The sequence below is a fragment of the Sphingomonas naasensis genome (assembly GCF_004792695.1).
Classification (GTDB): Bacteria; Pseudomonadota; Alphaproteobacteria; order Sphingomonadales; family Sphingomonadaceae; genus Sphingomonas; species Sphingomonas naasensis.
Genome location: NZ_SRXU01000011.1, coordinates 58,168 through 74,183, shown reverse-complemented (window position 1 = coordinate 74,183; position 16,016 = coordinate 58,168). Strand labels below are relative to the sequence as shown.

The 16,016-nt window shown below is 67.8% G+C and carries 18 protein-coding genes; 3 read left to right on the top strand and 15 right to left on the bottom strand.

All coding sequences use genetic code 11. From position 1 onward, the window contains the following. Positions 1–18 precede the first annotated feature (18 nt). Positions 19–1,578 carry an apolipoprotein N-acyltransferase gene (lnt, locus tag E5A74_RS19485; RefSeq protein ID WP_135987288.1) on the bottom strand — a complete coding sequence of 520 codons (1,560 nt, stop codon included), beginning with the start codon at positions 1,576–1,578 and terminating at the stop codon, positions 19–21. Positions 1,579–1,769: 191 nt separating this feature from the next. Between lnt and E5A74_RS19480 the strand changes: the two genes are divergently transcribed. Together E5A74_RS19480 and E5A74_RS19475 are read left to right on the top strand one after the other, a co-directional pair. Continuing rightward, positions 1,770–2,189 carry a VOC family protein gene (locus E5A74_RS19480; protein WP_135987287.1) on the top strand — a complete coding sequence of 140 codons (420 nt, stop codon included), beginning with the start codon at positions 1,770–1,772 and terminating at the stop codon, positions 2,187–2,189. Continuing rightward, positions 2,189–2,491 (top strand): polyhydroxyalkanoic acid system family protein, encoded by a 303-nt coding sequence (locus E5A74_RS19475; RefSeq protein WP_135987286.1) that lies wholly within the window; start codon positions 2,189–2,191, stop codon positions 2,489–2,491. Before E5A74_RS19480 ends, E5A74_RS19475 begins: the two co-directional genes overlap by 1 nt. A 25-nt stretch (positions 2,492–2,516) precedes the next feature. Here the strand turns inward: E5A74_RS19475 and E5A74_RS19470 are convergent, their stop codons facing one another. The 14 genes from E5A74_RS19470 to E5A74_RS19405 all read right to left on the bottom strand — a co-directional run bounded on the left by E5A74_RS19470 (position 2,517) and on the right by E5A74_RS19405 (position 12,944). Next, positions 2,517–3,899 (bottom strand): PQQ-dependent sugar dehydrogenase, encoded by a 1,383-nt coding sequence (locus E5A74_RS19470; RefSeq protein ID WP_135987285.1) that lies wholly within the window; start codon positions 3,897–3,899, stop codon positions 2,517–2,519. A 2-nt stretch (positions 3,900–3,901) separates the two neighbouring features. Next, the gene (locus tag E5A74_RS19465; RefSeq protein ID WP_135987284.1) at positions 3,902–4,828 is read right to left on the bottom strand and encodes a hemolysin family protein; all 927 of its coding nucleotides are present in this window, start codon (positions 4,826–4,828) and stop codon (positions 3,902–3,904) included. 9 nt (positions 4,829–4,837) lie between these two features. Then, positions 4,838–5,347: an rRNA maturation RNase YbeY gene (gene ybeY / locus E5A74_RS19460; RefSeq protein WP_135987283.1), complete on the bottom strand. Its 510-nt coding sequence runs from the start codon at positions 5,345–5,347 to the stop codon at positions 4,838–4,840. 146 nt (positions 5,348–5,493) lie between these two features. After that, a complete protein-coding gene (locus tag E5A74_RS19455) occupies positions 5,494–6,504 on the bottom strand; it encodes a PhoH family protein (RefSeq protein WP_135987282.1) in 1,011 nt (336 codons plus the stop codon). A 229-nt stretch (positions 6,505–6,733) separates the two neighbouring features. Then, positions 6,734–6,940, bottom strand: coding sequence for a hypothetical protein (locus tag E5A74_RS19450; RefSeq protein WP_135987281.1), 207 nt, complete (start codon positions 6,938–6,940; stop codon positions 6,734–6,736). Continuing rightward, positions 6,940–8,253, bottom strand: a complete 1,314-nt coding sequence (miaB, locus tag E5A74_RS19445) for a tRNA (N6-isopentenyl adenosine(37)-C2)-methylthiotransferase MiaB (protein WP_135987280.1) — start codon at positions 8,251–8,253, stop codon at positions 6,940–6,942. Before miaB ends, E5A74_RS19450 begins: the two co-directional genes overlap by 1 nt. 99 nt (positions 8,254–8,352) lie before the next feature. Continuing rightward, positions 8,353–9,171, bottom strand: a complete 819-nt coding sequence (locus E5A74_RS19440; RefSeq protein WP_135987329.1) for a lysophospholipid acyltransferase family protein — start codon at positions 9,169–9,171, stop codon at positions 8,353–8,355. Positions 9,172–9,243: 72 nt separating this feature from the next. Further along, positions 9,244–9,666 (bottom strand): Fur family transcriptional regulator, encoded by a 423-nt coding sequence (locus E5A74_RS19435; RefSeq protein WP_135987279.1) that lies wholly within the window; start codon positions 9,664–9,666, stop codon positions 9,244–9,246. Positions 9,667–9,777: 111 nt separating this feature from the next. After that, on the bottom strand, positions 9,778–10,191 hold the full coding sequence (locus E5A74_RS19430; protein ID WP_135987328.1) for a Ros/MucR family transcriptional regulator: 414 nt from the start codon (positions 10,189–10,191) through the stop codon (positions 9,778–9,780). A gap of 109 nt (positions 10,192–10,300) precedes the next feature. Next, positions 10,301–10,777: a GNAT family N-acetyltransferase gene (locus E5A74_RS19425; protein ID WP_135987278.1), complete on the bottom strand. Its 477-nt coding sequence runs from the start codon at positions 10,775–10,777 to the stop codon at positions 10,301–10,303. After that, positions 10,774–11,406 carry a tRNA (adenosine(37)-N6)-threonylcarbamoyltransferase complex dimerization subunit type 1 TsaB gene (tsaB, locus tag E5A74_RS19420; RefSeq protein WP_135987277.1) on the bottom strand — a complete coding sequence of 211 codons (633 nt, stop codon included), beginning with the start codon at positions 11,404–11,406 and terminating at the stop codon, positions 10,774–10,776. The genes E5A74_RS19425 and tsaB overlap by 4 nt, the downstream gene beginning before the upstream one ends. Positions 11,407–11,410: 4 nt before the next feature. Further along, positions 11,411–12,001: a malonic semialdehyde reductase gene (locus tag E5A74_RS19415; protein WP_135987276.1), complete on the bottom strand. Its 591-nt coding sequence runs from the start codon at positions 11,999–12,001 to the stop codon at positions 11,411–11,413. A gap of 29 nt (positions 12,002–12,030) precedes the next feature. After that, positions 12,031–12,603 carry a NifU family protein gene (locus E5A74_RS19410; protein WP_135987327.1) on the bottom strand — a complete coding sequence of 191 codons (573 nt, stop codon included), beginning with the start codon at positions 12,601–12,603 and terminating at the stop codon, positions 12,031–12,033. A 71-nt stretch (positions 12,604–12,674) separates the two neighbouring features. Then, complete coding sequence (locus E5A74_RS19405) at positions 12,675–12,944, bottom strand: hypothetical protein (RefSeq protein WP_240699892.1); 270 nt, start codon at positions 12,942–12,944, stop codon at positions 12,675–12,677. A gap of 149 nt (positions 12,945–13,093) precedes the next feature. Between E5A74_RS19405 and E5A74_RS19400 the strand changes: the two genes are divergently transcribed. Further along, complete coding sequence (locus E5A74_RS19400) at positions 13,094–15,967, top strand: M16 family metallopeptidase (protein ID WP_135987275.1); 2,874 nt, start codon at positions 13,094–13,096, stop codon at positions 15,965–15,967. The last annotated feature ends 49 nt before the right edge of the window (positions 15,968–16,016 follow it).

Below are 16,016 nucleotides of genomic sequence, written 5' to 3'. Positions count from 1 at the left end.
TTTCCTTATATCTTGCCCCTAGCGGGTGCGGCGCCGCAACGCAATCGCGAACAAATACAGGGCCCCGGCGGTGAGGAAGGCGAGCCAGTTGCCCAGCCGCGCGAACGGCGTCGGCGCGAGCGGCCGCGGCAGCTCGAGCTCGATCGCGCCTTCCTGATGATGCGGGATCGATTCGAGCAGCCGGCCGTGCGCGTCGATCACCGCGGAGATGCCGTTGGGGGTCGAGCGCAGGATCGGCAGCCCTTCCTCGATCGCGCGCAGCCGCGCCTGGGCGAGATGCTGCGGCGGGCCCCAGCGGCCGAACCACGCGTCGTTCGACGGGTTGAACAGGAAATCGGGCCGGTTGCGGCGATCGACGACCTGCCCGGAAAAGATGATCTCGTAGCAGATCTGGATGCCGGCCTTGCCGAAGCCGGGAAGCGCGATCGCGCGGGGTCCCGGCCCGGCGACGAAATCGACGTCCCCCATCACCAGCCGGGCGAGCCCGAGCGGGGCGAGCAGACTGCGCATCGGCAGATATTCGCCATAGGGGACGAGATGCGCCTTGTCGTAGCGCTGGCCGAGCGCGGCGCGTGAATCGACCGACCAGACCGAATTGCCGGCGCCGTTGACCCGGGCGTCGGGGCCGAAGAAGAGCGCGGTCCCGCCGATCAGCGCGATGTCCTTCGGGCCGAGCGCCGCGGCGATGCGCGTGCGCACCCAGCGCGGATCGGCGCGGCCATAGAAGCGCGGATCGGCATAGTCGTCCTCGACATAATAATTGACCATGCCCTCGGGCCACACGAGCAGTCGCGGCGCTTCGCCCGGACGCCCGCTCCATTCGAGCAATTTGACCAGCACGCGCTCGGGATAATCGGCATCGCCGACACCTTCCTGCCCGATATTGGGCTGCACCACGCGGACCCGCGGCGCGAGCGGGTTCGGGTCGACGGGGGTGGCGAGCAGGTCGGCGCGGAGCAACGCCAGCACGATCAGCAAAGGCGCGCCGATCAGCAGCGGGCGATATTGGCGGCGCGCGGCAAGAAAGAGCAGCCCGGCGACGAGCAAGGTGACTCCCGACAGCGCATAGGTGCCGATCCACGCGGCGAGCTGGGCGATCGGCGTAGGCAGCCAGATCACCCCGAGCGGGTTCCACGGATAGCCGGTGAACAGGACCCCGCGCAGATATTCGGTGACGATCCACGATGCGGCGGCGGCAAGCACGAAGCCGGAATCGGGCCCGTTGGCGCGATCGCGCCGCGGCATCGCGCGGGCGAAGCGCCATGCCAGCCCCATCGCCACCGCCGGATAGACCGCGAGATAGAGCGCGAGCAGCACCACGGCGAAATAGCCGAGCGCCGGCGGCATCTTGTCCTGATAGTCGAAGGCGTGCTGGATCCAGTTGTTGCCGACGGTGAAATGCCCGACGCCGAACACCCAGCCGCGCAGCAGCACGCTCTTCAGCGTCGGCGCGGACCAGCTCAGCCAGAGCAGCACCGCGAAGGCGAGCAGCGCGATCGGCCACAGGTTCAGCGGCGCGAAACCGGTGGCGGAGATCAGGCCGGCGATCAGGGCGGTGAGCAGTGGACGGGAGAGCATTGCAGGCGTGCTTAGCCGTTCCTTCTGGGAAGCGGGAGAGGCGATTGCCATATCGTCACCCCGGCCTTGTGCCGGGGTCCACGGTGCCCCGCCGGAAGGACACGAGGCTCTTGCCTTTCCTTTGCCGCACGGTGGACCCCGGCACAGGGCCGGGGTGACGGTGAATGGTCGGCGCGCTAAGGGATGCACCCATGGCCCTGCGTCCCTTCCACCTTGCTTTCCCGGTCCATGACCTCGAAGCCGCGCGCAACTTCTACGGCGATGTGCTCGGCTGTCCCGAAGGGCGCTCGTCCGACCACTGGATCGACTTCGATCTGTTCGGCCACCAGATCGTCGCGCATCTCGATCCGGGCGCGAAGTCCGTCGCAGTGGCCAACCAAGTCGACGGCCACGATGTGCCCGTCCCCCATTTCGGCGTGGTGCTGACCATGGTCGACTGGCAGACGCTGGCGACGCGCGTCGAGGCGGCGGGCATCCCGTTCGGGATCGCGCCGCATGTCCGCTTCAAGGGGCAGGTCGGCGAGCAGGCGACGATGTTCTTTCGCGATCCGAGTGGCAACGCGCTCGAGTTCAAGGCGTTTGCCGATGATGCCTTGTTGTTTGCCCGCTAATGGCTGATCCGGTCATCGTCGAGATCCCGCACCGGCTGGGACGGGATGCGGCTCGCGTGCGGATCGCGGGCGGGATCGGCAAGCTCGCCGAGGTCGTTCCCGGCGGCGGGCAGGTCGAGCAGCGCTGGGAAGGCGACACGCTCTATTTCAGCGTGACCGCGATGGGCCAGACCGTCGCCAGCCGGCTCGACATCTTCGACAACCGCGTGCGCGCCGAGGTCCATTTGCCGCCGATGCTCGCGCTGTTCGCGGCCAAAGTGCGCGAGAAGCTGGTCGAGAAGGGCGGCAAGCTGCTCAGGTGATCGCCCCGGCTTTCGCCGGGACGGCTTAGGGCTTCGCGCTCACCCGCCAGATCATGTTGCCGACATCGTCCGCGACGAGCAGCGCGCCGCCCGCATCGGTGATCACTCCCACCGGGCGGCCATGGACGGTCTTGCCGTCAGGCGCGAGGAAGCCGGTGAGCAGATCGACCGGCTTCGCCTCGCGCACCGGGAAGCCGTTGTCGGCGAAGGGCACGAAGACCACCTTGTAGCCCGATTTGGGCTCGCGGTTCCACGAGCCGTGCAGCCCGATGAACGCGCCATTCGCCCAATTGCCGCCGAGCTTCGCGTCGCTGGCGAAGGCGAGCCCCAGCGGCGCGGTGTGCGCGCCCAGCGCGAAATCGGGACGCCGCGTATATTCGCGCAGATCGGGGCGTTCGGGGGTGACGCGCCGGTCGACATAGCCGCCCCAATAGATCCACGGCCAGCCATAGAAGGCGCCGAAATCGACCTGGGTCAGATAGTCGGGCGGCATGTCCGATCCGAGCATGTCGCGCTCGTTGACCACGGTCCACAGCGCGCCGCTCTTCGGCTCGAACGCCATGCCGTTGGGGTTGCGCAGGCCCCAGGCATAGACGCGCAGCGTCTTCGTGTCCGGAAAGACCTGCAGGATCATCGCGCGGCCGGGCTTGGTCGAGGCGCGCGCCATCTCGGCGACGCCCGCGGCGGTATAGGTCGGGCCCTCGGCCTCGAGCCCGTTCTCGGCGATGTTCGACGACGAGCCGACGCTGACGAACACGCTCTTGCCGTCGGCCGCGGCGATCACGTTGCGCGCCCAGTGATTGCCGCCGCCGGGCAGGTCGACGATCTTCTCGGGCTTGGCGGTGATCCTCGTCTGGCCGGGGGTGAAGGGGAAGCGCACCAGCGCGTCGGTATTGGCGACGTAGAGCCACGGCCCGACCAGCGCCATGCCGGTCGGCGAATTGAGCCCGGTGAGCAGCGCCGAGCGCTGGTCGGCGACGCCGTCGCCATTGCTGTCGCGCAGCAGCGTGATCCGGTTGGGCGAGGGGACCGCGGCGCCGGCCTGGCCGAGCAGCTTGTTCATCACCCAGCCGGTCACACCGCCGCCTTCGCGCGGGGGCGAATTGGTCTCGGCGACGAGCACGTCGCCATTGGGCAGGCGATAGAGCCAGCGCGGATGCTCGAGCCGGTCGGCAAAGGCGGCGACCTGAAGCCCCGCGGCGGCGGTCGGCTTGCCGCCGTTCCAGCCCACCGGCTTGGCGATGCCAACGGTGGGGACGGACTGGCTCCGCGTCTCGCTCAGCTGCGGCGAGCGGCCGGTGACCGCCTGCTCGCTCAGCCGAGCCTTGTCCGGCCGGCTCGCCCAATACCAGCCGCCCGCGACCAGCAGCACGAGGACGAGCAGGACGATGAGAATGCGCTTGAGCATGGTTATTCCTCGGACTCGGCGAGCTTCTTCGGCGGGTGCAGGCGGAGGCGCGTGACCTTGCGCGAGTCCGCCGCGGTCACCTCGAGCGTCCAGCCGCTCGGATGGGCGAGGCACTCGCCGGCGGCGGGGACGTGCCCGGCGAGCACGAAGGCGAGGCCGCCCAGCGTGTCGACATCCTCCTCGACCTCGCCGAGCCGCTCGTCGATCGTCTCGGCGACGTCCTCGAGCTCGGCGCGGGCATCGGCATCCCAGCCGCCGCCGTCGATCGGCACGAGCAGCGCGGTCGGCGCCTCGTCATGCTCGTCCTCGATCTCGCCGACGATCTCCTCGATCAGATCCTCGATCGTGATCAGCCCCTCGGTGCCCGAATATTCGTCGAGCACCACCGCGAGATGGGTGCGGCTCGAGCGCATCTGGGCGAGCAGGTCGAGCGCGCCCATCGCCTGCGGCACATAGAGCGGCTGGCGGATCAGCCCGGCGATGCTCGCGGGCTGCGGCGCGCCGGTCGCGAGGATCGCGAACACGTCCTTGATATGGACCATGCCGATGATCGTATCGAGCTCGTCGCGATACACCGGCAGCCGGCTGTGCCCGGCCTCGGCAAACAGCTGGACGAGATCGGCGAAGCTGGTCGATTCCTCGACGGCGATGATGTCGGCACGCGGCACGCCGACATCGCCGGCATCGCGCTCGCCGAAATGGAGCAGGTTCTTGAGCATCTGGCGCTCGATTGGCGCGAGGTCGCCGGCGGGCGCCTTGCCGCCTTCCTCCTCATGCTCGTCGATCGCTTCCTCGATGCGGTCGCGCAGCGTCTCTTCCTGCTCGTCGCCGAACAGGAGCGTGCGGATGCCCCGCCATATGCCGCCGGATTCGCTGGGGGTCTCGTGGGTTGCGGTGTGCTGACCGCTACTACTGGGGCCCTCGGGCATGGTGTGTATTCAGTCCTCGCGAACGGGATAGGGGTCATGCAGGCCGAGACTGGCGAGCGCGGCGCGCTCCATCTCTTCCATCGCCTCGGCTTCGGCGTCGCCCATATGGTCATAGCCTAGCAGATGGAGCACGCCATGGACAATCAGGTGAGTGGCATGATCCGCCACGCTGATCCCGCGTTCCTCCGCCTCGGCGGCGCAGACGCCATGCGCGAGAATGATGTCGCCTAGGATGACCTCGCCGTCGTCGCTGTTCTGCGTCACGCTCTCGAGCAGGTCGGGCTGGACCATCGGGAAGGACAGCACGTTGGTCGGCTTGTCCTTGTGGCGATAGTCGCGGTTGAGCGTCTGCACTTCCGCGTCGCTGGCGAGGCGCACCGCGATCTCGATCACGGTCGGCCATTCGCGCCATTCGCCGAACGGCGTCTCCGCGATCGCCGCCTCGGCGGCGCGGGCGGCGAGCGCTTCCCAATCGCCCGCGGGCCATGGGTCCTCGCGCAGCGCGGCGACGTCAAGCATGTGCGTTCCTCCCCGGAACGGGGAGGGGGACCAGCCGCAGGCTGGTGGAGGGGGCGCGCCATAAGCGGATCGCTGGAGGAGAGCCCCCTCCACCACCAGCTTCGCTGGCGGTCCCCCTCCCCGTGCCGGGGAGGATCGAGTGGAAATTACGCATTGGGCCCCTCATAGGCCTGGACGATGCGGCCGACGATCGGATGGCGCACCACGTCGGCGGCGCTGAACCACGAGAATTCGATGCCTTCGACGCCCTCGAGCCGGCCGATCGCGTCGTTGAGGCCCGATGCCGCCGGGCCGCCCGGAAGGTCGACCTGCTTGGGGTCGCCGCAGATCACCATCCGGCTGTTCGCGCCGAAGCGCGTCAGGAACATCTTCATCTGCGCGGGCGTGGTGTTCTGCGCCTCGTCGAGGATCACGAAGGCGTCGGCGAGCGTGCGGCCGCGCATGAAGGCGATCGGCGCGATCTCGATCTCGCCACTGGCGATCCGCCGTTCGACCTGCTCGGCGGGGAGGCAGTCATAGAGCGCGTCGTAGATCGGGCGGAGATAGGGATCGACCTTCTCCTTCATGTCGCCGGGCAGGAAGCCGAGCCGCTCGCCCGCCTCGACCGCGGGGCGCGACAGGATCAGCCGCTGGACACTGCCGGTGATCAGCTGCGCCACCGCCTGCGCCACCGCGAGATAGGTCTTGCCGGTGCCCGCCGGCCCCAATGCGAAGATCATGTCGTTCGACATCAGCGCGCGCATGTAATGCGTCTGCGCGACCGAACGCGGCACGATCGTCTTCTTGCGGGTGCGGATCATGATCGGCGGGGCGCCGGCACCGCTCTCGGCGGGCTCGGCCCGGACGATGCCGGAGAGCGTCGGTTCGCTCGACATCGCGATCACTGCGTCGATCAGCCCGGTATCGATGTCCTCGCCGCGGATCACGCGGCTGTGAAGCTCCTGAAGCACTTCGCGGGCATGCGCGACCGACTCGGCCGAGCCTTCGATCACCACGCGCTGGCCGCGGGCATGGATATAGACGCCCAGCCGTTCCTCGAGCGCGAGGATGTTCGAATCATATTCGCCGAAGAGCTGCGGCAGGAGCTGCGGCTTGTCGAACGTGACCTCCACCCGTGAGCGTTCACCGGACTGGGCGGGGACGGGCTTGCGGCTCATGCGGTCCTTTCAGGCGAGTGGATGCGTGTGCTTGGCCGCGCCGGATGACAGCGCGATGAAGCGAAGAATGCGCGCGGCCCGAAAAGGCGAAAACCGGAAGCGAAGCGAGTGGTTCCGTGGCGCATGTACAAGGGCGAGATTGGCAGGTTTGCGCAGCAGAGGACAGGCGGAAAACCCACTGGCTGTTAAAATGGCGGCAGCGTGTTCTGGCGGCAACGGTGTTGATCGATCAGCAAAACTCGATCGGTACCAGATTTTGATCCCGCGCGATTTCCTGCAGATGGTGAGAGAACGCGCCATCGATCGGATGTCGGAGGCTCTCGGCATTTGCGAAGATCCGCTTCACTCCATCCGGCCAGCCGGGGCCGCCGTGCAAGGCGTCCCAGAAAGCATCCTCGCTCTCGATTCCTCCGCAATCGAAGGTGAGCGTTCGCATCACGCCGCGACGCGCATCCGCTCCATTCCGGCAAGCGAATTGGGATCCGCCCGGACGATGTCGACCTCGACGAGATCGCCGATCTGCGCGTCGGTCGTCAGGTGGACCGATTGCAGCCAGGGCGATTTGCCGAGCATCTGGCCGGGCAGCTTGCCCTTGCGCTCGATCAGCACGGTGCAGCGCTTGCCCAGCGTGGCGGCATTGAACGCCGCCTGATCGCGGTTGAGATGCGCCTGCAGCCGCTGGAGCCGTTCGTCCATCACTTCGGCGGGAACGAACCCGTCGGTCATCTCCGCCGCCGGGGTGCCCGGGCGCGGGCTGTATTTGAAGCTGAAGCACTGGGCATAGCCGACCGCGTCGACGAGGCTCAGCGTCTCCTCGAATTCGGCGTCGCTCTCGTGCGGGAAGCCGACGATGAAATCGCCCGACAGCGCGATGTCCGGCCGCACGGCGCGGACGCGGTCGAGGATGCGCAGATAGGAATCGCGCGTGTGGCTGCGGTTCATCGCCTTGAGCACCCGGTCGCTCCCCGCCTGCACCGGCAGATGGAGGAAGGGCATCAGCTTCCCGATCTCGGCATGCGCGCGGATCAGCCCTTCACGCATGTCGTTGGGGTGGCTGGTGGTGTAGCGGATGCGGTGCAGCCCCTCGATCCGGTCGAGCGCGTGGATCAACCCGTGCAGTCCGTTGCCCGCCGCATCGTCCCACGCATTGACGTTCTGGCCGAGCAGGGTGATCTCGCGTGCGCCGGCGTCGACCAGCGCCTTCGCCTCGTCGATGATCGTGTCGAACGGACGGCTGATCTCGGCGCCGCGGGTATAGGGCACGACGCAATAGGTGCAGAATTTGTCGCAGCCTTCCTGCACGGTGAGGAACGCCGAGGGGCCGACCTTGCGGCGTGCGGGGAGCGCGCCGAACTTGGCGGTCGCCGGCATGTCGGTATCGAGCGCGGCGTTGCCGCTGGCCGCCTGCGCCACCAGCTCGGGAAGGTTGTGATAGGCCTGCGGGCCGACCACGACATCGACCTTGGCGCGCGCGACGATCTCGGCGCCTTCGGCCTGCGCGACGCAGCCAGCGACTGCGATCATCGGATCCTTGCCGTGCTTTCTGAGGCGGCCGATGTCCGAATAGACTTTCTCGGTGGCCTTTTCGCGGATGTGGCAGGTGTTGAGCACGACGAGATCGGCGGCGTTGGCGTCGTCGGTGGCGGTCATGCCCTGCGCGGCCATCAGCTCGCCCATGCGCTCGCCGTCATAGACGTTCATCTGGCAGCCGAACGACTTGACGTGGAAGGTCTTGGGAGTCGGTTTCATTTGGGCGGGGCTATAGCCCGCTTGTTCCTCCCCTGAAAGGGGAGGGGGACCGCGCAAAGCGCGGTGGAGGGGGCTCTCCAAGGGGGGCGTCGCTCGCGGCTATCCCCCTCCACCAGCCTCCGGCTGGTTCCCCTCCCCGTTCCGGGGAGGAGCGGGCCGATACCCGATCGCCTCCTCGGCGTAGCGGAACGGCCGCAGCGGGTGGCCGAGCGTCGCGACCAGCGCGTCCTCGATCCGGCGGCGGCTTTCGGCGGCGATCGCCTTGCGGCCGGGGAAGTCGCGCGGATCGAAGGGCTCGAGGAAATGGACCCTGAGCGCGAAGCTGCCCTTGCGCGCGAGGATGCGCCGCGCATTGTTGAGCCCGCGCTCCTGCCCGATCCAGCCGATCTCCTCGCCGACATCGCCATAATCGAGCAGCACCGGCTGGACCAGCACGCCCGGCGGCGGTGGCTCGAGCACGCGCAGCATCGGGGTCTTGAACGGCAGCAACGACTTGCCGTCGGTGGTGGTGCCTTCGGGGAAGATCGTGATCGCCCAATTGTCGGCGAGCGCGTCGCGCAGCTGGTTGATCTGGTCGGCGACGCCCAGCCGGTGCTCGCGCTTGACGTAGACCGTGCGGTTCATCCCCGCGAGCCAGCCGACCACCGGCGCGGTGGCGATCTCGGCCTTGGCGACGAAGGCGGTGCCGCTTGCGCCGCCCAGCGCGAGGATGTCGATCCAGCTGAGATGGTTCGAGACGTAGAAGACGTCGCGGCGCAGCGGCGTGCCGATCTTGACGACGCGCGCCCCGGCGATGCGCGCGGCATTGCCGAGGAACCAGCGCGGCCACGGGTTGGGCAGCCGCAGCAGCCGCCAGAGATAGTAGATCGGCACATGGACGAGCACTGCGAGCAGCAGCAGCGCGACACGGCCCCACATCCGTGCCTGTTCGATCAGGCGCAGCCGGGTGGGAATGCCTTCCGCGGCATCGGCGCGCCGCGGGTCCACGCCTCAGTTCTTCCTGTCGAGCGTGACGCCGTAGAGTTCCATGCGATGGTCGACGAGGCGAAAGCCCAGCCGCTCGGCGATCTGCTTCTGGAGCAGCTCGAGCTCGGGATCGACGAACTCGATCACTTCGCCGGTCTCGACGTTGATCAGATGATCATGGTGCGCCTCGGGCGAAGGTTCGTAGCGCGCGCGGCCGTCGCCGAAATCATGGCGGTCGAGAATGCCCGCCTCCTCGAACAGCCGCACGGTGCGATAGACCGTGGCGATCGAGATGCCCGGATCGATCGCCGAGGCGCGCTCATAGACCTTCTCGACATCGGGATGATCTTCGGCGTCGGAGAGCACGCGCGCGATCACCTTGCGCTGTTCGGTGATGCGCAGGCCCTTTTCGTGGCACAGGGCTTCGAGGTCGATTTTCCGCGGCATGGCGTCGATGTAACGGCATTGCGCGCGAGGGGAAAGGGGGCAGCAAAACGCCGGCCGGGGCGGGTGCCCGGGCCGGCGTCGATTCCGTCCTCCGCGAGGCGGAGGCGAGGATCAGCGCTTGCGGCGCTTGGTGCCGAGACCGATCTTCTTGGCGAGCGTGCGGCGCTGCTCGGCATAGTTGGGAGCGACCATCGGATAGTCAGCGGGAAGATTCCACTTCGCGCGATACTGTTCCGGCGTCATCTGATAATGCGTCATCAAGTGACGCTTAAGCATCTTGAGCTTCTTTCCGTCCTCGAGGCAGACGATATAGTCAGGCTTCACCGAAGAGCGGATCGAAACAGCCGGCTCCTGCTTCACTTCCGGCTCGGCGGCGGCGCGGCCGAGACCGCTCAGCGCGCCGTGTACATTCTGGATAAGCACCGGAAGATCGGAAACTGCAACACTATTGTTGCTCACATGCGCGGCAACAATATCCGCAGTGAGCGTCACGAGTGTTTCCTGAATGTCAGCTGAATTGTCCATCATAATCCCTTCGACCCGACTAAATGGCGACTATAGGTGTCGCCTGCGCGGACCCTATCGGACCTTTAGCCACCAAAGGCAAGTCGTTAACCCTGAGTTATGGAAAAAATCAGCCAAGCTTGCGGGCATAGGTATGCGCGTCGAACGCTTGGCCCATCTTGCCTCTGTAATAGTTTCGGCGCTCGCCGACCTTCTCGAAACCTTCGCGACGGTATAGCCGTACGGCATCGTTTCCCGCGCGGACCTCGAGATGGAGCTGCACGACGCCGCGCGCCCGTGCCTCGGCGACTATCGCGCGGAGCAACGCGCCGGCGATTCCGCGCCGCCGCGCGTCGGGGCGCGTCGCGAGCAGCAGCAGCTCGGCCTCGTCACCGATCGCGCGGGCGAGCGCGAATCCGGCATCCTCGCCGTCGAGGCTGGCGACCACCAGCCACACGCCGGGAAGTGCGAGCATCCCGAGGCACTGCGCGCTGGTCCACGCCTCGCCGAAGCGCGGATCGAACGAATCCTGCATGATCCGGTTGACCTCGCCGAGGTCCTGCGTGCCGCCTTCGCGCAATTCGGTGAGGTTGAGCGCCCCGCTCATGCGAGCCCCCGCTCGGCGAGCGTCCTGGCGTCGGGGGCGCGGCCGTAGATCGGGCGAGCCGGCAGGCGCGCGAGCCCGGCCGGCAGCAGCCGTGCATCCTCGGCGCGGGGAAGCGTCTCGGTGAACGACAGCGTCGGGTCGAGGGCGGCGAGATGCCGCACGCCGTTGCCGATCATCGCCCGCCCGCCGAGCGCCGCCAGCGCCGCGCCGGGAACGAGCGACTGGAGCGGTGCTTCGGGCGCGAGTGGCAATGCCGTGAACGACTGCATGAAGACCTCACCGTGCCCGCCTTCGAGCACCACGGCAAGCGCGTCGCTTCCCGGCGCCGCGGCGAAACCGGTCGCGGCGAGCAGCGCGAGCGACGAATAGCCCGCGACTTCGGCCTGCCAGCCGATCGCGAGGCCCAGCGCCGCGGCGAGCCCGACCCGCACGCCGGTGAAGCTGCCCGGGCCGACATCGACGAGGATGCGCGGTGCCCGCCCCTGATCGGGCAGCGCCGCGATCATCGGCAGCAACCGCTCGGCATGGCCGCGGCCGACGACCTCGTGCGCGCGGGCCACCACTTCGTCGCCGTGCAGCAGCGCCACCGAGCAGGCGGCGGTCGCGGTCTCGATGACGAGCGTCAGCAACGCGTCAGACGATGCGGTTGAACTGGTCGAACTCGGGGCGCGGGCTGCGCGCGAAGATGGTGGAGGGGTCGCCATGGCCGATGGTTGCGATGAAGTTGCTCTTCACACTCGGCTGGTCCGCAAAAAAGGCCGCGTCAACATCCGCGTGGCGGATTCCCGACATGGGACCGGTATCGAAGCCCAGCGCGCGCGCGGCGATCAGCAGATAGGCGCCCTGCAGCGAGCCGTTGCGCATCGCATGGACCTTGCGCGCCTCGAGGTCGGGGAACCAGCTCTTCGCGTCGGTGTGCGGGAAGAGCCAGGGCAGCTGCTCGTGATAGTCGTGGTCGGTCGCGATGATCACCGTCGCGGGTGCCTTGCGGATCTTGGGCGGGTTGGCGCCGGTGGCGAGATCGGCGAGCTTGTCCTTGGCGTCCTGGCTCAGCAGCCACACGAAGCGCGCCGGCTGCGAATTGGCCGAGGTGGGCCCCATCTTGAGCAGATCGTAGATTCGCTTGATGTCGGCCTCGGTGACCGGCTGGTCGGTATAGCCGTTATACGAGCGCGCGGTACGGAAGATTGTATCCAGCCCCGCATCGTCGAGGGGTTGGCCCATGGTGCAATCCTTTCAGCGAATGGGCGGAATCAGACCGCGCGGACTTCGGTGACTTCGGGAACGTAGTATTTGAGCAATTGTTCGATGCCGTTCTTCAGCGTCGCCGTCGAAGACGGGCAGCCCGAGCAGGCGCCCTGCATCTGGAGATAGACCTTCCCCTGATCGAAGCCGCGATAGATGATGTCGCCGCCATCATTGGCGACCGCGGGGCGGACGCGCGTGTCGATCAGCTCGCGGATCTGCGCGACGATCTCGGCATCTTCGGGGTTGTCGCCGAAATCGGCCGATTCCGGCGGCACCGAGAAATCGGCGGCCGAGCCGAGGAACAGCGGCATGTTCGCCGAGAAATGATCGAGCAGGATCGCCAGCACGTCGGGCTTCACGTCGCGCCAGTCGACGCCCGGCGCCACCGTCACCGAGATGAAGTCGCGGCCGAAGAACACGCCCGTAACGTCGCCAAGCCCGAACAGCGCGATGGCGAGCGGCGAGGCCTCGGCCTCTTCGGGGCTGGCGAAGTCGCGGGTCCCGGCATCCATCACGGTGCGGCCGGGGAGGAATTTGAGCGTCGCCGGATTGGGCGTGGCTTCGGTCTCGATCAGCATGTCTGCCATGTGGCGCGTGGGGCGGGCCGGATCAAGCGGGCGACGCGAAACGAAAGGTTTCGCGGGCCCAATCAGTCGGAAGGCGTGTCGTGGCGAGTCGCGTCGCTGACATGGGCGTCGTGGCCGCTCTTGTCGCTGAAGAACGCCGCGGCGAAGAGCCCGCAGCCGAGCAGCGTCGACAGGAACACCCCGCCGATCGTCGCGAGGATCGCGGAGAGATACAACGCATCGTTGATCGCGAGATACCAGATCGCGCCGGCGACCATCAGCACCCCGGCGAGCGCGATCCACAGCATCATCCGGCGAAACTGGCTCCAGGCCTGGCTGCGATCGGTGGGCAAGGCTTGCTCCTTCAGGCGCCTAAATGGTGCGCCGGCGGCGCGCGTTCAATCGCGCGCCAGCTTCGGGGATAGCGCGGAACGCCAGGCTGTACACCTGGGCGAAAGGTCCCAGGTGGCAAGGCCGGCGCTTCACCATTAGATGGGGACACATGCCTCGTACCCTGCGGCCTCCGCTCCTCGCCTCGCTCGCCCTCGTCCTGCTGGTTCCGGTCCTGCCGGTTCAGGCGCAGACTGCACCCCGGCCGGTCCAGACCGCCGAAGATCCCTGGCTCTACAAGGGCAGCGATCTCGTCCATGACGACGAATGGAAATTCGGACGCCTTTCCAATGGTGTGCGCTATGCGGTCCGCAAGAACGGGGTGCCGCCGGGGCAGGTCTCGGTGCGCGTCCGGATCGATGCCGGCTCGCTCAACGAGCAGGAAAGCGAGCGCGGTTTCGCGCATCTGCTCGAGCATCTTTCGTTCCGCGGATCGACCTTCGTGCCCGATGGCGAATCGAAGCGGATCTGGCAGCGCCTCGGCGTGACCTTCGGCTCGGATTCGAATGCGAGCACCACCTTCACCCAGACGGTCTACAAGCTCGATCTGCCGACCGCGACCGCCGCGGGGCTCGACGAGAGCTTCAAGATCCTCGCCGGGATGATGGCCGCGCCGGCGATCACCCAGGCCTCGCTCACCGCCGAGCGGCCGGTGGTGCTCGCCGAAGCGCGCGAGCAGCCCGGCGCGCAGGAACGCCTGCAGGATACCATGCTCGGGCTGATGTTCGCCGGCCAGCCGGTCGCCAATCGCAAGCCGATCGGCACCACCGCGGCGCTGACCGCGGCCACCGCCGAGACGGTGCAGGCGTTCCACGATCGCTGGTACCGCCCCGAGCGCGCGGTGGTGATCGTCATCGGCGACATGGATCCGACCGTGCTCGAGGCGATGGTGCAGAAGCATTTCGCCAGCTGGCGGGGCAAGGGCCCCAATCCGGCGAGCCCCGATTTCGGCAAACCGGTCGAAGGGCAGCCGGTCGCCGCGAGCATCGTCGAATCGGCGGTGCCGCCGCTCGCGATGATGACGATCGTCCGGCCGTGGACGGTGTTCTCGGACACGGTGATCTTCAACCAGAAGCGGATGATCGATCTCGTCGCGGTGCGGATCATCAACCGCCGGCTCGAGACGCGCGCGCGCTCGGGCGGCAGCTTCCTCGCCGCGGGCGCCGATCTGAGCGACGTCGCGCGTTCGGCGAACGTCACCACGGTCAACGTCATGCCGGTCGGCGCCGATTGGGAGACCGCGCTGCGCGATGTGCGCGGCGTGATCGCCGACGCCCAGACCAGCGCGCCCACCCAGGCCGAGATCGACCGCGAGCTCGCCGAGATCGAATCGTCGATGAAGCAGCGCATCGCCACCGCCCCGGTCGAATCGGGGATGAAGCTCGCCGACGATCTGGTCGAGGCGGTCGACATCAACGAAACGGTGACGACGCCCGAGGCCTCGTACGACATCTTCAAATCGGCGGTGGCGGCGAAGATGTTCACGCCCGAGACCGTGCAGGCCGCCTCGAAGCGCGTCTTCGAGGGCACCGCGGTGCGCGCGCTGGTCAACACCCATACCCCCGATCCGCAACTGATGACCAAGGTCACCGCGGCGCTGCAGGCCGACGTCGCCGGCAGTGGCGCACGGCGCAAGGCGCTGGGCGATATCAGCTTCGCCCAGCTGCCGAAGCTCGGCGCGCCGGGCAAGATGGTCAGCCGCACGACGCTGCTTCCCGAGCTCGAGATCGAGAAGGTGGTGTTCGCCAACGGCGTAAACCTGCTGATGCGCAAGGATTCGACCGAGACCGGCAAGGTCTATGTCAATGTCCGCTTCGGCGGCGGGCTCAACGCGCTGCCCGCCGATCGTCCGAGCCCCGCCTGGGCGGGCGAGATGGCGCTGACCGCCAGCGGCATCGGCAAGCTCGGCCAGGAAGAGCTCGACGCGCTGATCGGCCGCCGCCAGATGGGCTTCGATTTCGACATCAACGCCGATGCGTTCCGCTTCGGCGGGCAGACCAACAAGGAGGATCTGCCCGATCAGCTCCGCCTGTTCGCGACCAAGCTGGCCGCGCCGGCCTGGGACCCCAATCCGGTGACCCGCGCCAAGACCGCGGTGCTCTCGGGCTATGCCGGGCTGTCCTCGTCGCCCGATGCGGTGCTCGGGCGCGATCTCGAGAAGCTGCTCCATTCGGGCGATCCGCGTTGGGGCATCCCCGAGCGCGGCACGATCGAGGCGACCACCCCGGCGAGCTTCCGCAAGCTGTGGGCGCCGCTGCTCGCCAGCGGGCCGATCGAGGTCGAGGTGTTCGGCGACATGGATTCGGATGCGACGATCAAGGCGGTGGCCGAGACCTTCGGCGCGCTCAAGCCGCGTCCGGCGCGCACCGCGGCCGCCCCGGCGATCACCTTCCCCGCGCATGTCGACAAGCCCGTGGTGCGCCTCCACACCGGCAAGGCCGATCAGGCCGCGGCGGTGATCGCCTGGCCGACCGGCGCGGGCAGCGCCGGCATCACCGAGAGCCGTAAGCTCGAAGTGCTCGCCGCGATCTTCCGCGATCGCCTGATCGATCAGCTGCGCAGCCAGGCGGGCGTCAGCTATTCGCCCAACGTCGCCAGCCAATGGCCGCTCGGCCTCACCGCGGGCGGCAAGCTGATCGCGCTCGGCATGGTGCCGCCCGACAAGACCGACTTCTTCTTCCAGCTCGCGCGCGGGATCGCCGCCGATCTGGTCGCCAAGCCGGTCGACGCCGACGAGCTGACTCGCGCGCTGACGCCGATCAAGCAGCAGCTGATCCGGCAATCGAGCGGCAACATGTTCTGGATGCGGCTGGTCGAGGGCGGATCCTATGATCAGGCGCGGGTGGACGCGGTCGATACGCTGGCGCGCGACGTCGCGCTGACTTCGCCCGCCGAGGTTCAGGCGCTCGCGGCGAAATATCTCCAGCCGTCAAAGGATTGGTCGATGGTGGTGATGCCCGGCCCCGACGCCAAGGCGGGCGGCTGAGGCCTACCTGAATCCTCCCTCGCGCAGCGGGGGAGGGGGACCACGAAGT

What these genes read in the sequence shown, in the direction of transcription:
- E5A74_RS19400 (WP_135987275.1), top strand. Translation starts at nt 13,094, where the DNA reads ATGCCTCGTACCCTGCGGCCTCCGCTCCTCGCCTCGCTCGCCCTCGTC.
- E5A74_RS19415 (WP_135987276.1), bottom strand. Translation starts at nt 12,001, where the DNA reads ATGGGCCAACCCCTCGACGATGCGGGGCTGGATACAATCTTCCGTACC.
- E5A74_RS19475 (WP_135987286.1), top strand. Translation starts at nt 2,189, where the DNA reads ATGGCTGATCCGGTCATCGTCGAGATCCCGCACCGGCTGGGACGGGAT.
- miaB (WP_135987280.1), bottom strand. Translation starts at nt 8,253, where the DNA reads ATGAAACCGACTCCCAAGACCTTCCACGTCAAGTCGTTCGGCTGCCAG.
- ybeY (WP_135987283.1), bottom strand. Translation starts at nt 5,347, where the DNA reads ATGCTTGACGTCGCCGCGCTGCGCGAGGACCCATGGCCCGCGGGCGAT.
- lnt (WP_135987288.1), bottom strand. Translation starts at nt 1,578, where the DNA reads ATGCTCTCCCGTCCACTGCTCACCGCCCTGATCGCCGGCCTGATCTCC.
- E5A74_RS19425 (WP_135987278.1), bottom strand. Translation starts at nt 10,777, where the DNA reads ATGAGCGGGGCGCTCAACCTCACCGAATTGCGCGAAGGCGGCACGCAG.
- E5A74_RS19480 (WP_135987287.1), top strand. Translation starts at nt 1,770, where the DNA reads ATGGCCCTGCGTCCCTTCCACCTTGCTTTCCCGGTCCATGACCTCGAA.
- E5A74_RS19455 (WP_135987282.1), bottom strand. Translation starts at nt 6,504, where the DNA reads ATGAGCCGCAAGCCCGTCCCCGCCCAGTCCGGTGAACGCTCACGGGTG.
- E5A74_RS19470 (WP_135987285.1), bottom strand. Translation starts at nt 3,899, where the DNA reads ATGCTCAAGCGCATTCTCATCGTCCTGCTCGTCCTCGTGCTGCTGGTC.
- E5A74_RS19435 (WP_135987279.1), bottom strand. Translation starts at nt 9,666, where the DNA reads ATGCCGCGGAAAATCGACCTCGAAGCCCTGTGCCACGAAAAGGGCCTG.
- E5A74_RS19410 (WP_135987327.1), bottom strand. Translation starts at nt 12,603, where the DNA reads ATGCTGATCGAGACCGAAGCCACGCCCAATCCGGCGACGCTCAAATTC.
- E5A74_RS19465 (WP_135987284.1), bottom strand. Translation starts at nt 4,828, where the DNA reads ATGCCCGAGGGCCCCAGTAGTAGCGGTCAGCACACCGCAACCCACGAG.
- E5A74_RS19440 (WP_135987329.1), bottom strand. Translation starts at nt 9,171, where the DNA reads ATGTGGGGCCGTGTCGCGCTGCTGCTGCTCGCAGTGCTCGTCCATGTG.
- E5A74_RS19430 (WP_135987328.1), bottom strand. Translation starts at nt 10,191, where the DNA reads ATGGACAATTCAGCTGACATTCAGGAAACACTCGTGACGCTCACTGCG.
- E5A74_RS19450 (WP_135987281.1), bottom strand. Translation starts at nt 6,940, where the DNA reads ATGCGAACGCTCACCTTCGATTGCGGAGGAATCGAGAGCGAGGATGCT.